Annotated in this window: 18 protein-coding genes; 10 read left to right on the top strand and 8 right to left on the bottom strand. The window is 58.3% G+C overall.

What is annotated here, in order from left to right; genetic code table 11:
• Positions 1-89: 89 nt before the first annotated feature.
• Complete coding sequence (ccmE, locus tag C4S59_RS00660) at positions 90-539, top strand: cytochrome c maturation protein CcmE (RefSeq protein WP_103908557.1); 450 nt, start codon at positions 90-92, stop codon at positions 537-539.
• A 70-nt stretch (positions 540-609) separates the two neighbouring features.
• On the opposite strand, the gene eno is transcribed toward ccmE, so the two are convergent.
• The 6 genes from eno to C4S59_RS00630 form a co-directional block, all read right to left on the bottom strand.
• On the bottom strand, positions 610-1,887 hold the full coding sequence (eno, locus tag C4S59_RS00655) for a phosphopyruvate hydratase (protein ID WP_103908556.1): 1,278 nt from the start codon (positions 1,885-1,887) through the stop codon (positions 610-612).
• A 97-nt stretch (positions 1,888-1,984) separates the two neighbouring features.
• Entirely contained in the window at positions 1,985-2,854 is an 870-nt protein-coding gene (locus C4S59_RS00650) for a DMT family transporter (protein ID WP_103909363.1), read from the bottom strand.
• Between the two features lie 125 nt (positions 2,855-2,979).
• A complete protein-coding gene (locus C4S59_RS00645; protein ID WP_103908555.1) occupies positions 2,980-3,729 on the bottom strand; it encodes a DUF533 domain-containing protein in 750 nt (249 codons plus the stop codon).
• Between the two features lie 85 nt (positions 3,730-3,814).
• A complete protein-coding gene (locus tag C4S59_RS00640; RefSeq protein WP_103908554.1) occupies positions 3,815-5,233 on the bottom strand; it encodes a protein adenylyltransferase SelO in 1,419 nt (472 codons plus the stop codon).
• Between the two features lie 41 nt (positions 5,234-5,274).
• A complete protein-coding gene (locus C4S59_RS00635; protein WP_103908553.1) occupies positions 5,275-5,721 on the bottom strand; it encodes a GNAT family N-acetyltransferase in 447 nt (148 codons plus the stop codon).
• Entirely contained in the window at positions 5,718-6,659 is a 942-nt protein-coding gene (locus C4S59_RS00630) for a nucleoside hydrolase (RefSeq protein WP_103908552.1), read from the bottom strand. The genes C4S59_RS00635 and C4S59_RS00630 overlap by 4 nt, the downstream gene beginning before the upstream one ends.
• Before the next feature lie 278 nt (positions 6,660-6,937).
• On the opposite strand from C4S59_RS00630, the gene zwf reads away from it, so the two are divergent.
• Genes zwf through pgi form a run of 3 tightly spaced genes read left to right on the top strand, consistent with a single transcriptional unit; the run spans position 6,938 to position 10,656 of the window.
• A complete protein-coding gene (gene zwf, locus C4S59_RS00625) occupies positions 6,938-8,389 on the top strand; it encodes a glucose-6-phosphate dehydrogenase (RefSeq protein ID WP_103908551.1) in 1,452 nt (483 codons plus the stop codon).
• On the top strand, positions 8,386-9,063 hold the full coding sequence (gene pgl / locus C4S59_RS00620) for a 6-phosphogluconolactonase (protein WP_103908550.1): 678 nt from the start codon (positions 8,386-8,388) through the stop codon (positions 9,061-9,063). The genes zwf and pgl overlap by 4 nt, the downstream gene beginning before the upstream one ends.
• A 6-nt stretch (positions 9,064-9,069) precedes the next feature.
• Complete coding sequence (pgi, locus tag C4S59_RS00615; protein WP_103908549.1) at positions 9,070-10,656, top strand: glucose-6-phosphate isomerase; 1,587 nt, start codon at positions 9,070-9,072, stop codon at positions 10,654-10,656.
• A gap of 44 nt (positions 10,657-10,700) precedes the next feature.
• Here pgi and C4S59_RS00610 read toward each other — a convergent pair whose 3' ends face one another.
• Both C4S59_RS00610 and C4S59_RS00605 read right to left on the bottom strand, forming a co-directional pair.
• The gene (locus tag C4S59_RS00610) at positions 10,701-11,189 is read right to left on the bottom strand and encodes a DUF1097 domain-containing protein (RefSeq protein ID WP_103908548.1); all 489 of its coding nucleotides are present in this window, start codon (positions 11,187-11,189) and stop codon (positions 10,701-10,703) included.
• A 110-nt stretch (positions 11,190-11,299) separates the two neighbouring features.
• The gene (locus C4S59_RS00605; RefSeq protein ID WP_103908547.1) at positions 11,300-11,722 is read right to left on the bottom strand and encodes a cupin domain-containing protein; all 423 of its coding nucleotides are present in this window, start codon (positions 11,720-11,722) and stop codon (positions 11,300-11,302) included.
• Positions 11,723-11,827: 105 nt separating this feature from the next.
• Between C4S59_RS00605 and C4S59_RS00600 the strand changes: the two genes are divergently transcribed.
• The 6 genes from C4S59_RS00600 to C4S59_RS00575 all read left to right on the top strand — a co-directional run bounded on the left by C4S59_RS00600 (position 11,828) and on the right by C4S59_RS00575 (position 17,041).
• Positions 11,828-12,451, top strand: coding sequence for a holin-associated N-acetylmuramidase (locus tag C4S59_RS00600; RefSeq protein WP_103908546.1), 624 nt, complete (start codon positions 11,828-11,830; stop codon positions 12,449-12,451).
• Positions 12,442-12,981, top strand: a complete 540-nt coding sequence (locus C4S59_RS00595) for a holin family protein (protein WP_103908545.1) — start codon at positions 12,442-12,444, stop codon at positions 12,979-12,981. Before C4S59_RS00600 ends, C4S59_RS00595 begins: the two co-directional genes overlap by 10 nt.
• A 74-nt stretch (positions 12,982-13,055) precedes the next feature.
• The gene (locus C4S59_RS00590) at positions 13,056-15,020 is read left to right on the top strand and encodes a heme lyase CcmF/NrfE family subunit (protein ID WP_103908544.1); all 1,965 of its coding nucleotides are present in this window, start codon (positions 13,056-13,058) and stop codon (positions 15,018-15,020) included.
• Positions 15,017-15,490, top strand: a complete 474-nt coding sequence (locus C4S59_RS00585) for a cytochrome c-type biogenesis protein (RefSeq protein ID WP_103908543.1) — start codon at positions 15,017-15,019, stop codon at positions 15,488-15,490. Before C4S59_RS00590 ends, C4S59_RS00585 begins: the two co-directional genes overlap by 4 nt.
• A gap of 171 nt (positions 15,491-15,661) precedes the next feature.
• Positions 15,662-16,168 carry a DUF2087 domain-containing protein gene (locus C4S59_RS00580; RefSeq protein ID WP_103908542.1) on the top strand — a complete coding sequence of 169 codons (507 nt, stop codon included), beginning with the start codon at positions 15,662-15,664 and terminating at the stop codon, positions 16,166-16,168.
• Positions 16,169-16,264: 96 nt separating this feature from the next.
• Positions 16,265-17,041, top strand: a complete 777-nt coding sequence (locus tag C4S59_RS00575) for an enoyl-CoA hydratase-related protein (protein ID WP_103908541.1) — start codon at positions 16,265-16,267, stop codon at positions 17,039-17,041.
• Position 17,042: the final 1 nt, after the last annotated feature.

Raw genomic sequence — 17,042 nt, 5'->3', positions numbered from 1 at the left:
CAAGGTTCGCGGCGCTTGGTCGCGACCTTGCCTCTCCTCAAAGCGGGGGTTAGCACCTATGTTATGGGCAAACCCCGTGGGAGGACTTGATGGCTCTTAAATCGCTCAAAAAACGCCGGCGGATTCAGGTGGTCGCTTTGGCAGTTGTCGCCCTGATCGGTGCAACGGCCTTGATCGGCTATTCGATGCGCGACGGGATCAACTATTTCCGGTCTCCCAGTCAGGTCGCAGAAGAGCCGCCAACCCCGAACGAGGTGTTTCGCATCGGTGGCTTGGTCGAAGAAGGCACGCTGGTGCGCGGACAAGGGCAAGAGATTACGTTCAACGTAACCGATGGCGGTGCCAGCATCCCTGTGGTCTATGCGGGCGTTCTGCCTGATTTGTTTGAAGAAAATCAGGGTATGGTTGGCACTGGCCGCTTTATCGATGGCCGTTTCGAGGCGTCGGAAATCCTTGCCAAGCACGATGAAACCTACATGCCGAAAGAGGTGGTGGACGCGCTGAAAGAGCAGGGCGTTTATCAAGAACCCGAAAGCTGATCGGTTCGAAAACCGGACATGAAAAAAGGGGCCGCTTGGGCCCCTTTTTTGTTTGTCTGGGTAGGCTGATTTAGCCGCGCAGGATCGAACGACCTGCGTAGATGGCTGTGTCGCCCAGCATCTCTTCGATGCGGATCAGCTGGTTGTACTTTGCCAACCGGTCGGACCGTGCCAGCGAACCGGTTTTGATCTGGCCGCAGTTTGTTGCAACTGCCAGATCGGCGATTGTTGCGTCTTCGGTTTCGCCCGAACGGTGCGACATAACGTTGGTCATGCGTGCACGGTGTGCCATGTCGACGGCTTGCAGCGTTTCTGTCAGCGTGCCGATTTGGTTCACTTTCACCAGCATAGAGTTCGCCGAGCCACGCTCGATCCCCATCGCCAGACGGGCAGGGTTGGTCACGAACAGATCGTCACCCACCAGCTGAACGCGGTTGCCGATTGCGTCTGTCAGGGCTTTCCAGCCGTCCCAGTCGTCTTCGGACATGCCGTCTTCGATCGAGATGATCGGATAGTCGTTTACCAGCGCTTCGAGGTAGGCGACGTTTTCTGCGGATGTCAGAGATTTGCCTTCGCCCTTCAGTTCGTACTTGCCGTCTTTGAAGTATTCGGTCGCGGCACAGTCCAGAGCAAGGTAGATGTCTTCACCCGGCTTGTAGCCTGCTTTTTCGATGGATTTCAGGATGAAGTCCAACGCGTCGCGGGTCGAACCCAGTTCAGGGGCAAAGCCGCCTTCATCACCCAGACCTGTGGACATGCCAGCGGCGGACAGTTCTTTTTTCAGGGTGTGGAACACTTCGGAACCCATGCGTACAGCGTCGCGGATGTTTTCCGCAGCGACCGGCATGATCATGAATTCCTGAATGTCGATCGGGTTGTCCGCGTGTTCGCCACCGTTGATGATGTTCATCATCGGAACGGGCAGAGTGCGGGCAGATGTGCCGCCGATGTAGCGGAACAGGGGCTGTGTTGTGAACTCGGCTGCGGCTTTGGCAACGGCCATGGACACACCAAGGATCGCGTTCGCGCCCAGACGGCCTTTGTTGTCGGTGCCGTCCAGTTCGATCATCGCCATGTCGATTTCGACCTGTTCGGTCGCATCGAAGCCAACGATGTTTTCCGCGATTTCGCCGTTTACGGCGGCAACGGCATCCAGAACGCCTTTGCCCATGTAACGGGACTTGTCACCGTCACGCTTTTCAACGGCTTCATAAGCGCCGGTCGAAGCACCCGACGGAACCGCCGCGCGGCCCATTGTGCCGTCTTCCAGCAGAACGTCGACTTCAACGGTGGGGTTGCCGCGACTGTCCAGAATTTCGCGTGCGTGAATATCAATGATGGTGCTCATGGCTAGTCCCTCGCATGGCCTGTTTGACCGCTCTATAGCAGAGGCGAAGGCGAAGTAAACTAAACTGTTAGCGGTAACAAGTTTGCGACGGGCTTTGTTAGCGCTGTCTTTTCTTTAATCTTCGCTCTCGCAGCACAGTATAGATGCCAGAACCGACGATCAGCGCCATGCCAACGTATGTCAGCAGGTCAGGGCGTTCGCCAAAGATGGTGATTCCCAAAATCAGAGCGAATACGATCCGCGTGTATCTGAAGGGCGAGATAACCGATACTTCGCCGATGCGGGACGCAAGCGTGATCGCGTAGTAGGCCAGAATGCCGACGCTGATTGCGGCGGCCAGCATCAGCCAGCTTTGTGTCGTGGGCGTGCCCGCTCCACCGGAAAACGCCAGAAGGATCGCGCCGGTCGGGACCAGCATGAAAAATCCGTAGGCGGTCAGAAGGGTGTTCGGCACCTGACGCGGCACCGCCCGCGACGCCAGATCACGCCCGCCCAGCCCGAAGACCGCCAGCACCGCCCAAAGCGCGTTCGGGTCGAACCCTTCAAAGCCGGGGCGCATGATGATCAGCACGCCGCAAAGCCCGACGCCAATCGCACTCCAACGGCGCCAACCGACGGCCTCTTTGAAAATCAGCGCGGCGCCCATGGTGATCACCAGTGGCATGGCTTGCGCGATGGTTGATGCCACCGAAAGGGGTATCGAGGTGATCGCTTTTACAAATCCCAATGTACCCACAACCTCGGTCAGGTTGCGGATCAGAACTGGGCGCATCCAGAAAGTTTTGGTCCAGACGGGTATGCCCTGCAACGCGGCGATGCCCCATAGCACCATGCCGCCCAATCCACCGATGATCATCAGGATCTGGCCTGGCGGGATTTGATCGGCGACGGTTTTGATGAACGCATCTTCGATGGCGAAGCCCGCCATGGCGAGAACCATGAAAATGATGCCGCGAAGGTTGTCCAAGACAGGCTCCTGTGAATGCAGAAGCATAGGGCTATTCCGTTTCGGAACAGCTGACCAGAGGTCTGAAGAAATTTTTACGATTGGGTAAAAAATAGGCCCGCGCGATGGGCGGGCCTGTTCGGGATTTAAGCGTAAAGGGCGGGGTTGCCCATCTGCACGTGCAGGGCGTTGACCGTGGGTTCATCCAGCCCGAGCGCGCGGGCAAGCCGATCAAGATACTGCGCCTCTTCGTCCGTATCGACGCGGATCGCCATCAACGACGCGGAATACAACGCCAGCTTCTGGCCGTCTGGCGTATCTGCGGCCAAACCTTCGGGATCAAGCGGTGCAGACAGTTCGGCTTTCAGGAAGGCGATGTCTTCTTCGGTCGCGTCGTCGCCCACGACGTCCAGAATGGCCGCTTTTTCCTGTTCGTCGATATGACCATCGGCCTTTGCCGCCTGGATCATCGCGCGCAACATCAGGGCCGCGTCGGCTTCGGACTGGCCGCTGTCAGCGGCATCATTGAATTGGTCGAACAGCGCGCCAACGCCGGCACCCGCCGCTGCGGTCGCGCCCGCAGCTGCAACGCCCCCTGCAGGTAGAGACGACAAAAGGCCGCCACCGGGTTTCGCGGCAGGCGCGCTGAGGCCCGGCATGTTCAGACCTGTCTGGCGCAATTGTTGGAACATGGACTGCATCGGATTGCCTGCCCCCATGCCCATTGCGTTGGTCATCTGGCGTCCGGCTTCAGTTGTTGGATGTTGGCCTTTGACCTGAGCGTTGCCGCCGCCTCCCAGCAGCGCCGAAAGCCCACCACCAGATGACACGCGATCCACCCCACGGGCCACCGCATAGCCAAGCGCCACTTTGGTCAATGTTTTCATCAGGCTCATGCGCCGTCCTCCGATAACTGTGTTTGACGCTAAGATAGGTAGTCAAAGCCCTTTGCGGAAGGGCTTTGAAGCTGCGCCGTTCCCCTTAAGTGCCGCAGAAGGTGGCCAGAACGCGTTCGTCCGGCAGCGGCGCGCGGGTCAGATCAGCGTACTCGGCGTTGTCCTCGAACGGGTTTGCCAAGGCCGCGTTCAGGCGATGGAACGGGGCATAGTCGCCGTCGACAGCACTCGCGATCATTTCTTCGACGCGGTGATTGCGCGGGATGATGGCGGGATTGGTCTGGCGCATCAGGGCCTGTGGATCAGGTTCGTTTGCAATGCGGGCCTGCCAGCCCTCGGCCCATTGGTCGAAGGCCATCGGATCGGTGAACTGATCACGAGCCTTGCCGGTCATCAACGCGCGGAAGGTGTTGGTAAAGTCGGCACTGTTCTCATGCATGCGGGACAGAAGATCGGTCACCATCGGGACATCACCGGTTTGGACGTTGCTGATGCCGATCTTGGCGGTAAACAGGCGTTCGTATTCCGCGCGGATCAGTACGGGCATCCCGTGGACCTGTTCGGTATACCGTTCGACCGAGGCCTCGGGGTTGTCCGTCAAGGGCACGAGCGCCGTTGCCAATTGCGCCATGTTCCACACGATGATGTCGGGTTGGCGGATATAGGCGTAGCGGCCGTAGCGGTCGATTGACGAGAACACCGTTTCAGGATCGTAGGCGTCCATAAAGGCGCAGGGGCCGTAGTCGATGGTTTCACCAGAAAGGGTGCAGTTGTCTGTGTTCATGACGCCGTGAATGAAACCAACGCTCATCCATTTGGCGATTAGTTTGGCCTGCTTCTGGATCACCTCATCCAGAAGGTCGTGCGGGTTTTCTGCATTCGGGTAATGCCGTTCGACGGTGTAGGCGTAAAGCGTGCGCAGGCGATCCAGATCGCGGCGCGCGGCAAAGACTTGGAACGTGCCCACGCGGATATGGCTTTGCGCAACGCGGGTCAGGACCGCGCCCGGCAGGGGCGTTTCGCGCAGGACTGGATCGCCGGTGGAAACCGCCGCCAATGCGCGTGTGGTGGGAACGCCAAGTGCATGCATCGCCTCGGACACCACGTATTCACGCAAGACCGGCCCGAGCCACGCACGCCCGTCGCCCATGCGGGAAAATGGTGTCTGGCCAGATCCTTTTAGCTGGATGTCGCGGCGTTGGCCGTCTGATCCGACAACCTCGCCCAACAAAATCGCGCGGCCGTCGCCAAGCTGCGGGTTGTATTGCCCGAACTGATGGCCCGAATAAAGCTGGGCAATCGGGGCGGAGCCGTCGGGAAGCGCGTTGCCGGAAAAGACCTGTGCCAAATCGGCAAGATCGTCATGCGTCACGCCCAAAACCTTGGCCAGATCTTCGTTGAACGCGATCAGGGCAGGTGTTGAAACCGCAGTAGGTTTCTGGCGCGCATAGAAGCCTTCCGGCAGTGCGGCGTAGGTGTTGTCGAAGGGAATATGGACTGTCATGGCCTAGATATAGGTCGCGGCGGCAGACAGCGCCATGGGCATCACAAGGCGCGGCTCATGAACATGTAGTTTTCCCGCGCTTTGAACCGCGCACGGGCATAAAAGCGATGCACGTCTTCATCATCACGGTCCGCTTCCAGATGCAGCGCACGAACGCCAGCGTCTTTCAGCGCTTTGGCAATGCCGTTCAGGGCTTCGAACCCCATGCCACGACGGCGCACGGCGGGGCGGATGTAAAGTTCGTCGACAATCGCATCAAGCCCGCCGAATTCTACGGACCATCCGAAGGTGACCACGATGTAACCCACTGGCGCCTTGCGCGGGCCGATCAACCAGACGGCCCCATGTGGCGTGCCTTCCAGAAGCGGCGTCAACGCGGCGCTTTGCTGGTCTTCCGTCGTCTCGAACCCGCGTTCGGTGTGGAACGCGGCCACAAGAGGAAAGAGACGCGCGGCATCTTCGGGGGTTGCTAGGTGCAAAGATTTCACAGGCGTGCCAATCGTTCTGTCAGAAGGTCAAAGAACCCATCGGCGTCGATGTCGCCCATGAAGGTTGCATTCGGTTCGCGCCCGCTGACGCGCCACCAATCCGCCACGGTCATGCCCAGCGTCAGATCAGAGCACGTTTCGATTTCCACGTTGATATGACGACCTGTGAACAGTTCGGGCTTGATCAGATAGGCGGTGACGCAAGGATCGTGCAGCGGAGCGCCCTGTGAGCCGTATTTTTCTTTGTCAAAGCGTTCGAAGAAGTCCGTCATCTCGGCCACGGCCACACCCACCGGCGTGCCAAGTGCGCGGAACGCATCGTTGCGGGGTTTCGTTACCAGCGCTTTGTGCGTCACGTCCAAGGGCATCACGGTGATGGGTGCACCGCAGGCGAAAACGATCTTGGCGGCTTCGGGGTCGACGTAAATATTGAATTCGGCCGTGGGGGTGATGTTGCCAACTTCAAAGTAGGCGCCGCCCATCAGCACGATTTCCTGAATGCGGCTCGCGATGTCGGGTGCCTTGGTCAAAGCGGTTGCGATGTTGGTCAGCGGCCCAAGCGGGCAAAGCGTCACTGTTCCTTCGGGTTCGGCACGCAGCGTGTCGATGATGAAATCGACGGCATGACCATCCGTCAGCTCCATTTCTGGATCGGGCAGGGTGGGGCCATCAAGCCCGGTTTTGCCATGCACATGCTCTGCCGTGACCAGCTTTCGTGCAATCGGTGCATCGCAGCCTGCAAAAACCTTGGTGTCCGGCTTGCCCGCCAGTTCACAGACGATGCGCGCATTTTTCTGTGTCAGGGAAAGCGGCACGTTGCCTGCGACAGCAGTGATACCCAGCACGTCGATTTCTTCCGGCGAGGCCAGAGCCAGAAGAATGGCAACTGCGTCGTCCTGTCCGGGATCTGTGTCGATGATGATTTTACGTGCGGGCATGAACGGCCTCTGATTTGTGTCAAAGGCATTTCGTGACATGCATACGAGAAACAAACAAGCGTATAGAACAGGCAATCGGCCATCACTTGCCGATGGGCAGAAGGCAGTTTTACTAAACGGATGCGATGAAACTGAACGGTTTTCTTTATTTCATGCATCGAGGTGTTAGACTCCTGCGCAAACCTGCGCTAAAGCACGTCGCGAAAGCTTGCGTTAGCGCTAACGAAAATATGTGATCGCTTCTTGGCGCACATAGAAACAACGGAGTAGATGCCGCTATGGTCTCACGCGTTATTCCTGTCGAATGCTTCGACCTCGTTATTTTTGGTGGTACGGGTGATCTGGCCCGCCGCAAAATCCTGCCTGGTCTGTTCCGCCGTTTCTGTTCAGGGCAAATGCCGCCGGAAGCGCAGATTATTGGTGCTGCCCGAAGTGAGCTGGATGATGACGGATATCGTCAGTTCGTTCGCGAAGCCGTTCAGGAATTTGGCGGAACGCATTACGAAAAAGACCAGTTGGACCAATTCCTCCAGCGCTTGGGCTATGAAACGGTCGACGCCAAAGGCGAAGGCGGATGGGAGGCCCTTAAGGGGCGTCTGCGCGACAAAGTCGTCCGCGCTTTCTATTTCTCGGTGGGGCCGTCGCTGTTCGGGGATATTGCCGAACGCCTTCGGTCTTTCGGCCTTGCGAACGAAGACAGCCGCATCGTTTTGGAAAAGCCGTTCGGCCACGATCTGGAAACCGCTCGGGCGCTGAACGCGACGCTTGCGCAGCATTTCGACGAAACGCAGATTTATCGTATCGACCACTATTTGGGCAAAGAAACGGTTCAGAACCTGATGGCCGTGCGCTTTGGAAACATGCTGTTCGAACCGCTGTGGAACGCGCAATACGTCGATCACATCCAGATCACAGTGGCGGAAACCGTCAGCGTGGAAGGGCGGGGCGGCTACTATGATAAATCCGGCGCAATGCGGGACATGGTGCAGAACCACCTGATGCAGTTGCTGTGCCTGATCGCGATGGAACCGCCCGCCAAGTTTGACCCTGATGCTGTTCGTGACGAAAAGCTGAAGGTCATTCGCGCGCTCGATCCGGTTGAGCCGCATCACGTTGTGCGTGGTCAGTACAGTGCAGATGAAAAGCAGGCGGGTTACCGCGTGCATGCAGAAAACCCGCGGTCGCGCACCGAAAGTTTTGTCGCGATGAAGGTGCACGTATCGAACTGGCGCTGGGCGGGGACGCCTTTCTACCTCCGCACAGGTAAGCAATTGCGTGCCCGCGCCTCGGAAATCGCCGTCGTGTTCAAAGACGCGCCTCATAGCATCTTTGGTGAGGAAGCAGGGCGTCATCGCAACGTCCTGTCGATCCGGTTGCAGCCGAACGAAGGTATGACGCTGGGGGTAACCATTAAGGAACCGGGACCGGGTGGCATGCGCCTGATCGATGTGCCTTTGGACATGTCTTTCGCCGAAGCACTGGGGCCGGATGGCGAGGACGCGCCGGATGCTTATGAGCGTCTGATCATGGACGTGATCCGTGGCAACCAGACCCTGTTTATGCGTGGCGACGAGGTCGAGGCAGCCTGGGCATGGACCGATCCGATTATCGCAAGCTGGGTCGCGCGCAATGACGTGCCGAAGCCCTATGATGCTGGAAGCTCGGGCCCAGAGGACGCGTTGATGCTGATGCATCGTGACGGTCGCCGTTGGAGAGAGATCAAGGCATGAGCTATAAATTCGTAGAATACGCTGATCGGGAAATGCTGGCGCTGGATTTGGCAAACCTTATCGCGGGGGAATTGCGCACGGCTTTGTCGCAGTCCGATAGTGCGACTTTGGCAGTTCCGGGCGGCACATCGCCCGGTCCGGTCTTTGACGACCTTTGCGCCGTTGATCTGGATTGGGATCGCGTCAACGTCATGCTGACCGACGAACGCTGGGTTCCGGAAGATAGCGACCGGTCCAATACGCGCCTGCTGCGTGAACGACTTTTGACCGACAAGGCTGCCGCCGCAAACCTTTTGCCGCTTTACGCGCCGTACGACACGCCAGAAGAGGGCTTGGGCGAACTGGCCAAAGGCATTGAAGCGCAGTTGCCGTTGTCCGTGGTTCTGCTGGGAATGGGCGCGGATATGCACACGGCGTCGATCTTTCCCGAAGCGGACAAACTGGACGAAGCTTTGGCTCCGAATGCGCCTGTATTGCTGCCGATGCGTGCCCCCGGTGCGCCTGAGCCACGGATTACCCTAAGCGCCGAGGCGCTGGATGGCGCAATGTCCAAGCACATCCTGATCTTTGGCGCGGAGAAACGCGCTGCGCTGGAAAATGCCAAGGGCAAAGCCCCCAAAGATGCACCCATCAACGCCGTTCTTAACGGCGCAACCGTTCACTGGGCGGAGTAAGACAACATGTGGAATACCGTTAAATCATTGGCCGATGCGACCCAATCGCGCCGGATCGAAGACCTGTTTGCCAAAGATGCCGACCGTGCATCGCGCTACAGCCTGACTGCGCTGGATATGCTGTTCGATTTCTCGAAAACGCAGATCGATGACGACATTCTGGCGGCACTGCTGGAGATTGCCGAAAAGGCTGACGTGCCTGCGCGTCGCGACGCCATGTTCGCAGGCGAAAAGATCAACGAAACCGAAGGGCGCGCGGTGCTGCATACAGCGCTGCGCAATCTGGATGGTGATGCGGTCATGGTCGACGGGCAGGATGTGATGCCCGAGGTGCTAGACACGTTGAACCGGATGTCTGATCTGTCCGACACGATCCGGTCCAGCGATGTGACGGACGTGGTCAACATCGGGATTGGCGGGTCCGATCTTGGTCCGGCGATGGCGGTTAAGGCATTGGCGCCTTACCACGATGGTCCGAGCTGCCACTTTGTATCCAACGTGGATGGCGCGGATATCGCGGACACCCTGCGTGGTTTGAACCCTGAAACCACCGTGTTCATCGTCGCATCAAAGACGTTCACCACCATCGAGACGATGACCAACGCCCGCACAGCCAAGGCGTGGCTGGCCGACAATGGTGTGAGCGATGAAGGCCGCTTTATCGCGCTGTCGTCCAATGTGGAAAAAGCAGGCGAGTTCGGCATTCCCGCAGACCGCGTGTTCGGGTTCGAAGACTGGGTTGGTGGCCGCTATTCCATGTGGGGCCCGATTGGCCTGTCGCTGATGATTGCGATCGGGCCAGATGCCTTCCGTGCGTTTCTGCGTGGCGGACAGGCAATGGACCGTCATTTCTGCGCGGCACCCTTGGCGGAAAACATGCCTGTGCTTCTGGCGTTGGTGGGAATGTTCCACAATCAGGGTCTGGGCCACGCGACACGCGCAGTACTGCCTTACGACAACCGTCTGATGCGCTTGCCTGCGTACCTTCAGCAGCTTGAGATGGAGAGCAATGGCAAGGGCGTGTCGATGGACGGCGCAGATCTGGACGTGAACTCTGGCCCCGTGGTCTGGGGCGAGCCGGGCACGAACGGCCAGCACGCATTCTATCAGCTGATCCATCAGGGCACGCGCGTTATTCCCTGTGAATTCCTCGTGGCCGCAACAGGGCACGAGGCCGATTTGCAGCATCACCATGACCTACTGGTCGCTAACTGTCTGGCCCAGTCCGAGGCGCTGATGAAAGGCCGCAGTCTGGACGAGGCACGCGACAAGGTGGCGGATAAGTTTGAAGGCGACGAATTGGAGCGTCAGGCGCGTCACCGTGTGTTCCCGGGCAATCGCCCGTCGACAACACTGATCTATCCGAAGCTCACGCCGGAAATGCTGGGCCAGATTATTGCGCTTTATGAACACCGTGTGTTCGTCGAAGGCGTGATCCTTGGCATCAATTCGTTCGACCAGTGGGGCGTTGAGCTTGGCAAAGAGCTGGCCACGTCTTTGGGTCCAATTGTGACGGGCGAACAACCCAGCGATGGAAAAGATGCCTCGACCCGTGGTCTGGTGGATTACGTTCTGCGCTATCGCGGAGACTGACCCAGAAATTCCAGCCCCGCGTCAAACGGGGCTGGAAAAAACATTTACTTGGCCAGTGCGCCCGCGATTTTACCGCTGACGATGCCAAAGATACCGCCAAGGATCATCGAAACAGCGATGATACCGGCCGCAGACAGCAGCGCGTTCATTTCGGTCAGGGCAACGCCCGTCAGCAACATGAAGGCTGCGGTCGACGCATAGCCGTAAACACCCGCCGGGATCGCGCCAAGCGCAGGCACATGCGCGCCAAGGATCAGCACGACAACCGAGATGCCGACGATGACGGACGCCATCAACGCGCCGCCGCCAACTGTGCCCACAACGAACAGGGCAACCGTCGCAACGATGATGCCCCAAACATGGGCTGTCAGAGATTTCACCAGCGCGTCATTGTCGCCGCCCGTGTGAAAGAAGCTGCCCCAAGCGATGAACAGCGCCCAGATTTGCAGGCCTGTTCCAAGTCCAAGACAGATGTAGGTTGCCACAACGGCAAGTGCGCCAATGACGATGGCAAGTGCAGTTACAAGATTCATTAGTCCCTCCCTAGGTAGATCCGGTTTGATTGTTTTTCCGGATGCGCAAAGTTAGGGCGAAACCTCAAAATGCTGCATAATACTTAGGCATTGGTGCAATTTTGGGCAGATTAGCTGTCAGGAATGTCAAATTCTGCGGGTGCGAGGGTGAAGCCCGCAAATTGGAAACCGGGCGATACCGTACAGCCGACAAGGGTCCATTCGCCCGTTGTTCGCGCGGATTGCCAATGGTCTTTCTGCACGATGATCTGGGGGCGTTCACCTGCCATCAAATCGGGGCCCAATCGGTGGATTTCCTTGGGGCCGGCATCCGTCGCAGACAGCGACAATTCAATCGGTGCGCCTGCGTAGTAATGCCAGATTTCGGTGGCATCCACGCGGTGCCAATGGCTGCTTTCACCGGCTTTCAGCAGGAAAAAAATGCAAGTGCCACTTGCCCTTGGCTCTTCTTCGCCCCCCCACGTCTGGCGGTAATAGCCTCCCTCGGGGTGCGGTTCGAGTTCAAGCAGTTTGATTATGTCGTCGGCGTGCATTTTGTAACCCAATTTAAACTTTGACCGAACGGCGCTGTCAGCCGGTTTTAAGGCCGCAACAGCGAGCCTCTGGCCTCATAAAACAATACACATGAGGCAATTCATATGGGCAATGCGCAAAAACGGCTTCGGCAGATCGCCGAAGACATCGTTGGCCGTGAAGGCGGCTATGTAAACGATCCAGACGATCCCGGCGGGGCGACGAAATTCGGGGTCACGCTTGCGACTTTAGTGCGGCTGGGGCGCGATAATAATGGCGACGGGCGGGTGAATCATTCTGATGTTCGGGCTTTGACCAAGGATCAGGCCGTCGAAATTTTCCTGCAGCATTACTTTGTAGAACCCCGCATCGGTGAACTGCCCGATGCGGTGCAGGCGACTGTCTTTGACATGTACGTAAACGCAGGTGCCAACGCGGTTAAGATCTTGCAGCGGCTTCTGAACGACATGGGAATGCAGGTTTCTGTGGATGGTGTGATTGGCCCGCAGACGATTACGGCGGCTGCCAAGGCAATTTCTGTGGCCCCTAATCACCTGGCGGATGCCTACGGGATCGCGCGACGGAACTATTATTTTGCCTTGGCGGATCGCAGGCCCGCATCGCGCAAATTCGCCCGAAGCCGAAGTGGCGGAAAGGGCGGTTGGATCAAACGGGCCGAAGAATTCATCTCGCCTCGTTTTCACCTGTCGCAGTCCGAGTTTCAGAAACGGGTGGCAGCATGGGCGTGATCAATCAGATGTGGCAGTTTCTGTTTGGCGGTGGGCGCAATGTTGTCGTCGAAACCGCCGAGGTCTTTCGTGTGAACGCCGAAGCGCAGGCCGCGCGGGATATGACAATGAAGTCCGCGTCTTTGGATCAGTATGCGTCCGAGTTTGCCCTGATGCGACAGGGGCGGTTTGACCGGTTCATGGACGCGCTGAACCGCGTGCCGCGACCTGCAATGGCCTTGGGCACCTTGGGGTTGTTTGTGTCTGCGATGGTGGACCCAGTGTGGTTTGCCGCGCGCATGACAGGGATCGCGCTGGTGCCAGAACCGCTTTGGTGGCTTTTGGGGGCGATTGTCAGCTTCTATTTCGGGGCGCGGTATCAGGCGAAAGGACAACAATTCCAAAGGGATATCGCCGCTACGGTGGTCGCCACCCCGCAAGTCGTCCAGCATATTTCTGATATCGAAAATCTGCGCCGAGAGCCTGTTCCGGAAGTGCCGTCGATTTCGGCGAATCCAGCACTGGAAGACTGGAAGCGTCTGCAAAACTGACGCGTGACAAGTTGACCAACTTTTGAACGCCGAATCTATTGGCCGAGTTCGCTGACTGACCCTATACATTGGGTATGGTTACAGAACTCGGTCACTTCGCACTCATCCTCGCCTTTCTCGTGGCGATCGTTCAAATGGTGGTTCCGGCAATCGGGGCCCATAAACGCTGGTCCGGTTGGATGGCGGTGGCTGAACCTGCAGCCACGATACAATTTATCCTGACATTACTGGCCTTTGGCGCACTGACGCATGCCTTTATCGTGTCGGACTTTTCGCTCAGGCTGGTGGTGCTGAACTCGCATTCAGCCAAGCCGATGCTGTATAAAATCAGCGGCACGTGGGGGAACCACGAAGGGTCCATGTTGCTGTGGGTGCTGATCGTGACGCTGTTCGGTGCAATGGCCGCGTGGTTCGGAGGCAACCTTCCGCCGACGCTTCGGGCGCGGGTTCTGTCGGTTCAATCCGCAATTGCCGTGGCCTTCTTTGCCTTTATCCTGTTCACCTCGAACCCGTTCCTGCGTCTGGCAGTGCCGCCGTTTGACGGGCAGGATTTGAACCCGCTGCTGCAAGACCCCGGTTTGGCCTTCCATCCGCCGTTCCTGTATTTGGGCTATGTGGGCCTTTCAATCTGCTTCTCCTTCGCTGTGGCGGCCTTGATTGAAGGCCGCGTTGATGCGGCGTGGGCCCGTTGGGTGCGCCCGTGGACGCTGGCGGCGTGGGTGTTTCTGACCATCGGTATCGCGCTGGGATCGTGGTGGGCTTATTACGAGCTTGGCTGGGGTGGTTTCTGGTTCTGGGATCCGGTTGAAAACGCGAGCTTCATGCCATGGCTGTTCGCAGCGGCCTTGCTGCATTCCGCCATCGTGGTCGAAAAGCGCGAGAGCTTGAAAAGCTGGACGATCCTCCTGGCGATCCTTGCCTTCGGCTTTTCTCTGATCGGGACGTTCATCGTGCGCTCGGGCCTTCTGACGTCGGTTCACGCCTTTGCCAACGATCCTGAACGCGGCGTCTTCATCCTTGGTATTCTGGTGTTCTTCACAGGTGGTGCGTTGATGCTTTTTGCCGCCCGCGCCAATGCGATGCAGGCCAAGGGTGTCTTTGGTCTGGTCAGCCGCGAAAGCGCGTTGGTGGCGAACAACATCCTGCTGGCGGTATCTTCGCTGGTCGTTTTCGTCGGCACCATGTGGCCCTTGGTGGCCGAGATGTTCCTTGATCGGAAACTGTCGGTCGGCCCGCCGTTCTTCAACTCTGCCTTTACGCCGTTCATGCTGGTTCTGGGCTTGATCCTGCCGGTTGGGGCGATGCTACCGTGGAAGCGGGCCAAAGTGGGTCGCGTGATCCGTGCCTTGGCACCTGCCTTTGTCATCGCGGTTCTTCTGGCCGCACTGGTCTGGACGATGCAGACAGGCCGCACGATCCTTGGCCCTGTCGGCGTGTTCCTTGGCGCTTGGCTGGTGGGCGGTGCGTTGACAGACCTATGGAGCCGCACAGGCCAGAACCGTGACATCGGCCGTCTGCTGCGCCTTCCGCGCGCTGATTGGGGGAAAACGGTGGCCCACGGTGGTCTTGGTATCACCATGGTCGGTGTCGCGGGCCTGATGGCGTGGCAGGTCGAAGATATCCGCGTGGCCAACATTGGTGAGCGTTTCGAAGTGGGCAGCTACGAGCTTGAACTGATCGGCGTCGAGCAGGTGCGCGGCCCGAACTATTTCTCGACCATGGCCGAAGTCGCTGTGTACGACAATGGTGTGGAAGTGGCCCATTTGTACCCTGAAAAACGCGACTATCCCGTCGCCAAAATGCCGACAACCGAGGCCGCAATCGACTACAAATTCCTGCGCGACGTCTACGTCGTGATCGGTGATCCGCAGGATGGCGGTGGCTGGGTCATGCGGACCTATATCAAGCCGTTGGCAAACTGGATTTGGGGTGGCTCTATCCTGATGGCATTGGGTGGATTGATCAGCCTGACTGACCGTCGGTTCCGTGTGGCCGCCGGCGCCAAGAAAACCACAGCAAAAGCGGTGCCCGCAGAATGAAACAACTTGTTCTGATCCTGTCGCTTTTGCTGTCCGCTACCTTTGTCAGCACCGGACCAGCTTGGGCCGTGCTGCCGGACGAGGTGCTGGATGATCCGGTTCTGGAAGAACGGGCGCGCGAAATCTCGAAAGGGTTGCGCTGTCTGGTCTGCCAGAACGAAAGCATCGATGAATCCAACGCGCCGTTGGCCCGTGACCTGCGGATCGTGGTGCGCGAACGTCTGGTGGCGGGGGACACTAACGACGAAGTCGTCGAGTTTATTGTCGAACGTTATGGCGAGTTCGCTCTGCTGAACCCGACAACGGATGGCTGGAACCGCCTGCTGTGGTGGGCTGGCCCCGCTATGTTCCTGATCGCGCTTCTGATGGGGGCGCTGTACGTGCGTGGCCGTGCGGCTGCTCCGGTCGTTGACGACAAAGGCCTTAGCGACAGCGAACAAGAACGGCTGAACAAAATCCTGAACGACTGATCTTGGGTCCGCCTGCGACCTGTGCTAGCGTGCACGCAGGGTCCGCAGTTCACCCAGGCTCCGCCGATGCTAAACCTGTTTGATTGACGCTAATGGCATCACCTTTGTGATACCTTGGATCAAGGGCGGACAATCCAACCCTTCGGGTCTGGTATCGCGTTGGAGATTGCTATGACGCGCGACGTTATTTCTTTTCACCTTGATGATCTGTCGTCCTTTGCCAAACGGTTGCGCAAGGACATTGAAACCGACCTTGGACATGCCGAATTTCTGGACCGGATTTCCAAGGCGGCAGGCTATCGGAACTATCAACATCTGCGGGCGAAAAACACGCCGACCGCGCCGGTGAATAGTACACAAGTGGCCCGCGCGGCGCGTTACTTTGATACCGATGGGCGGTTTGCCAAATGGCCCGCCCGCACGTTGACCCAGCATCTGTGCTGCTATGTCGTGTGGTCGCGTTTGCCTGCGCGGACGCCGATGACCGAGCGTGAAATCAGCGCCCTGATCGATCAGGAAACCGCCTTCAGGGACGCGGCGCAAATCCGGCGTACTTTGATTGAGGTCGGTGCACTTGAACGTAATCTGGATGGGTCGCGCTATATGCGGAAAGAGGCGCCCATCCCGCCAGAGGCCGCTGACCTGATCAAACGGGTGGCACGTCGCGACAGCGCGTAATCGCCGTTTCGGTTTTCCTGCACAGTGACGCCGCGTTGGGCTTTGCCTTTTGTCCGCGCGGCGTGTTTGATGCGAGCAACTTGGCAGGAGGATATCATGCAATACGAAGCCATTACCTATGAGGTCGTCGACGGCGTTGCTGTCGTTTCCCTCAACCGCCCTGATTTGATGAACGCTTTGAACACCCAGATGCGGGCCGAGATTACACATGCTGTTACCGAGGCTGGCAAAACCGCCCGCGTTGTCGTGATCACCGGCAATGGAAAAGCATTCTGTTCCGGTCAGGATCTGGGCGACCGCTCGGCCATGGCCAGCTTTGATGTCGAACGTACCCTGCGCGACGAATACGAACCGATGCTGAAGGCGATTGTGGATTGCCCTGTACCGACAATTTCGGCGGTCAACGGTCCGGCGGCTGGGGCAGGGGCGAACCTTGCACTGGTGGCGGATGTGGTGATCGCGTCCGAGAGCGCGTATTTCGTGCAGGCCTTCACGCGCATCGGTCTGATCCCGGATGCAGGCGGCACTTGGGCGTTGCCGCGCCAGATCGGTTTGGCCAAGGCGATGGGTGCCGCGCTGTTTGCGGACAAAATCACGGCAGAGCAGGCCGATAAATGGGGTCTGATCTGGGAATACGTTGCAGATGACGAATTCGCGGAACACTGGAAGGCACGCGCCGCGCATCTGGCGAAGGGTCCGACAGCGGCCTATACGCGGGTCAAACAGGCCATGCGCGAAAGCTTTGGCAACACACTGGACGAACAATTGGCGCTTGAGGCCAAGTTGCAGGGCGAATGCGGCAAAACCCGTGACTTCATGGAAGGCGTCATGGCGTTTGTTCAGAAACGTCCAGCAGAATTTGAAGGCCGCTAAG

The sequence above is a fragment of the Thalassococcus halodurans genome (assembly GCF_900108225.1).
Taxonomy (GTDB): domain Bacteria; phylum Pseudomonadota; class Alphaproteobacteria; order Rhodobacterales; family Rhodobacteraceae; genus Thalassococcus; species Thalassococcus halodurans.
Note: the sequence above shows the minus strand (reverse complement) of the source record. Positions and strands in the feature narration are given on the sequence as shown.

Bases quoted from the DNA above. Each gene is read 5' to 3' on its own strand.
- ccmE (WP_103908557.1), top strand. From the start codon at position 90: ATGGCTCTTAAATCGCTCAAAAAACGCCGGCGGATTCAGGTGGTCGCT.
- eno (WP_103908556.1), bottom strand. From the start codon at position 1,887: ATGAGCACCATCATTGATATTCACGCACGCGAAATTCTGGACAGTCGC.
- C4S59_RS00645 (WP_103908555.1), bottom strand. From the start codon at position 3,729: ATGAGCCTGATGAAAACATTGACCAAAGTGGCGCTTGGCTATGCGGTG.
- C4S59_RS00640 (WP_103908554.1), bottom strand. From the start codon at position 5,233: ATGACAGTCCATATTCCCTTCGACAACACCTACGCCGCACTGCCGGAA.
- C4S59_RS00630 (WP_103908552.1), bottom strand. From the start codon at position 6,659: ATGCCCGCACGTAAAATCATCATCGACACAGATCCCGGACAGGACGAC.
- zwf (WP_103908551.1), top strand. From the start codon at position 6,938: ATGGTCTCACGCGTTATTCCTGTCGAATGCTTCGACCTCGTTATTTTT.
- pgl (WP_103908550.1), top strand. From the start codon at position 8,386: ATGAGCTATAAATTCGTAGAATACGCTGATCGGGAAATGCTGGCGCTG.
- pgi (WP_103908549.1), top strand. From the start codon at position 9,070: ATGTGGAATACCGTTAAATCATTGGCCGATGCGACCCAATCGCGCCGG.
- C4S59_RS00610 (WP_103908548.1), bottom strand. From the start codon at position 11,189: ATGAATCTTGTAACTGCACTTGCCATCGTCATTGGCGCACTTGCCGTT.
- C4S59_RS00605 (WP_103908547.1), bottom strand. From the start codon at position 11,722: ATGCACGCCGACGACATAATCAAACTGCTTGAACTCGAACCGCACCCC.
- C4S59_RS00600 (WP_103908546.1), top strand. From the start codon at position 11,828: ATGGGCAATGCGCAAAAACGGCTTCGGCAGATCGCCGAAGACATCGTT.
- C4S59_RS00595 (WP_103908545.1), top strand. From the start codon at position 12,442: ATGGGCGTGATCAATCAGATGTGGCAGTTTCTGTTTGGCGGTGGGCGC.
- C4S59_RS00590 (WP_103908544.1), top strand. From the start codon at position 13,056: ATGGTTACAGAACTCGGTCACTTCGCACTCATCCTCGCCTTTCTCGTG.
- C4S59_RS00585 (WP_103908543.1), top strand. From the start codon at position 15,017: ATGAAACAACTTGTTCTGATCCTGTCGCTTTTGCTGTCCGCTACCTTT.
- C4S59_RS00580 (WP_103908542.1), top strand. From the start codon at position 15,662: ATGACGCGCGACGTTATTTCTTTTCACCTTGATGATCTGTCGTCCTTT.
- C4S59_RS00575 (WP_103908541.1), top strand. From the start codon at position 16,265: ATGCAATACGAAGCCATTACCTATGAGGTCGTCGACGGCGTTGCTGTC.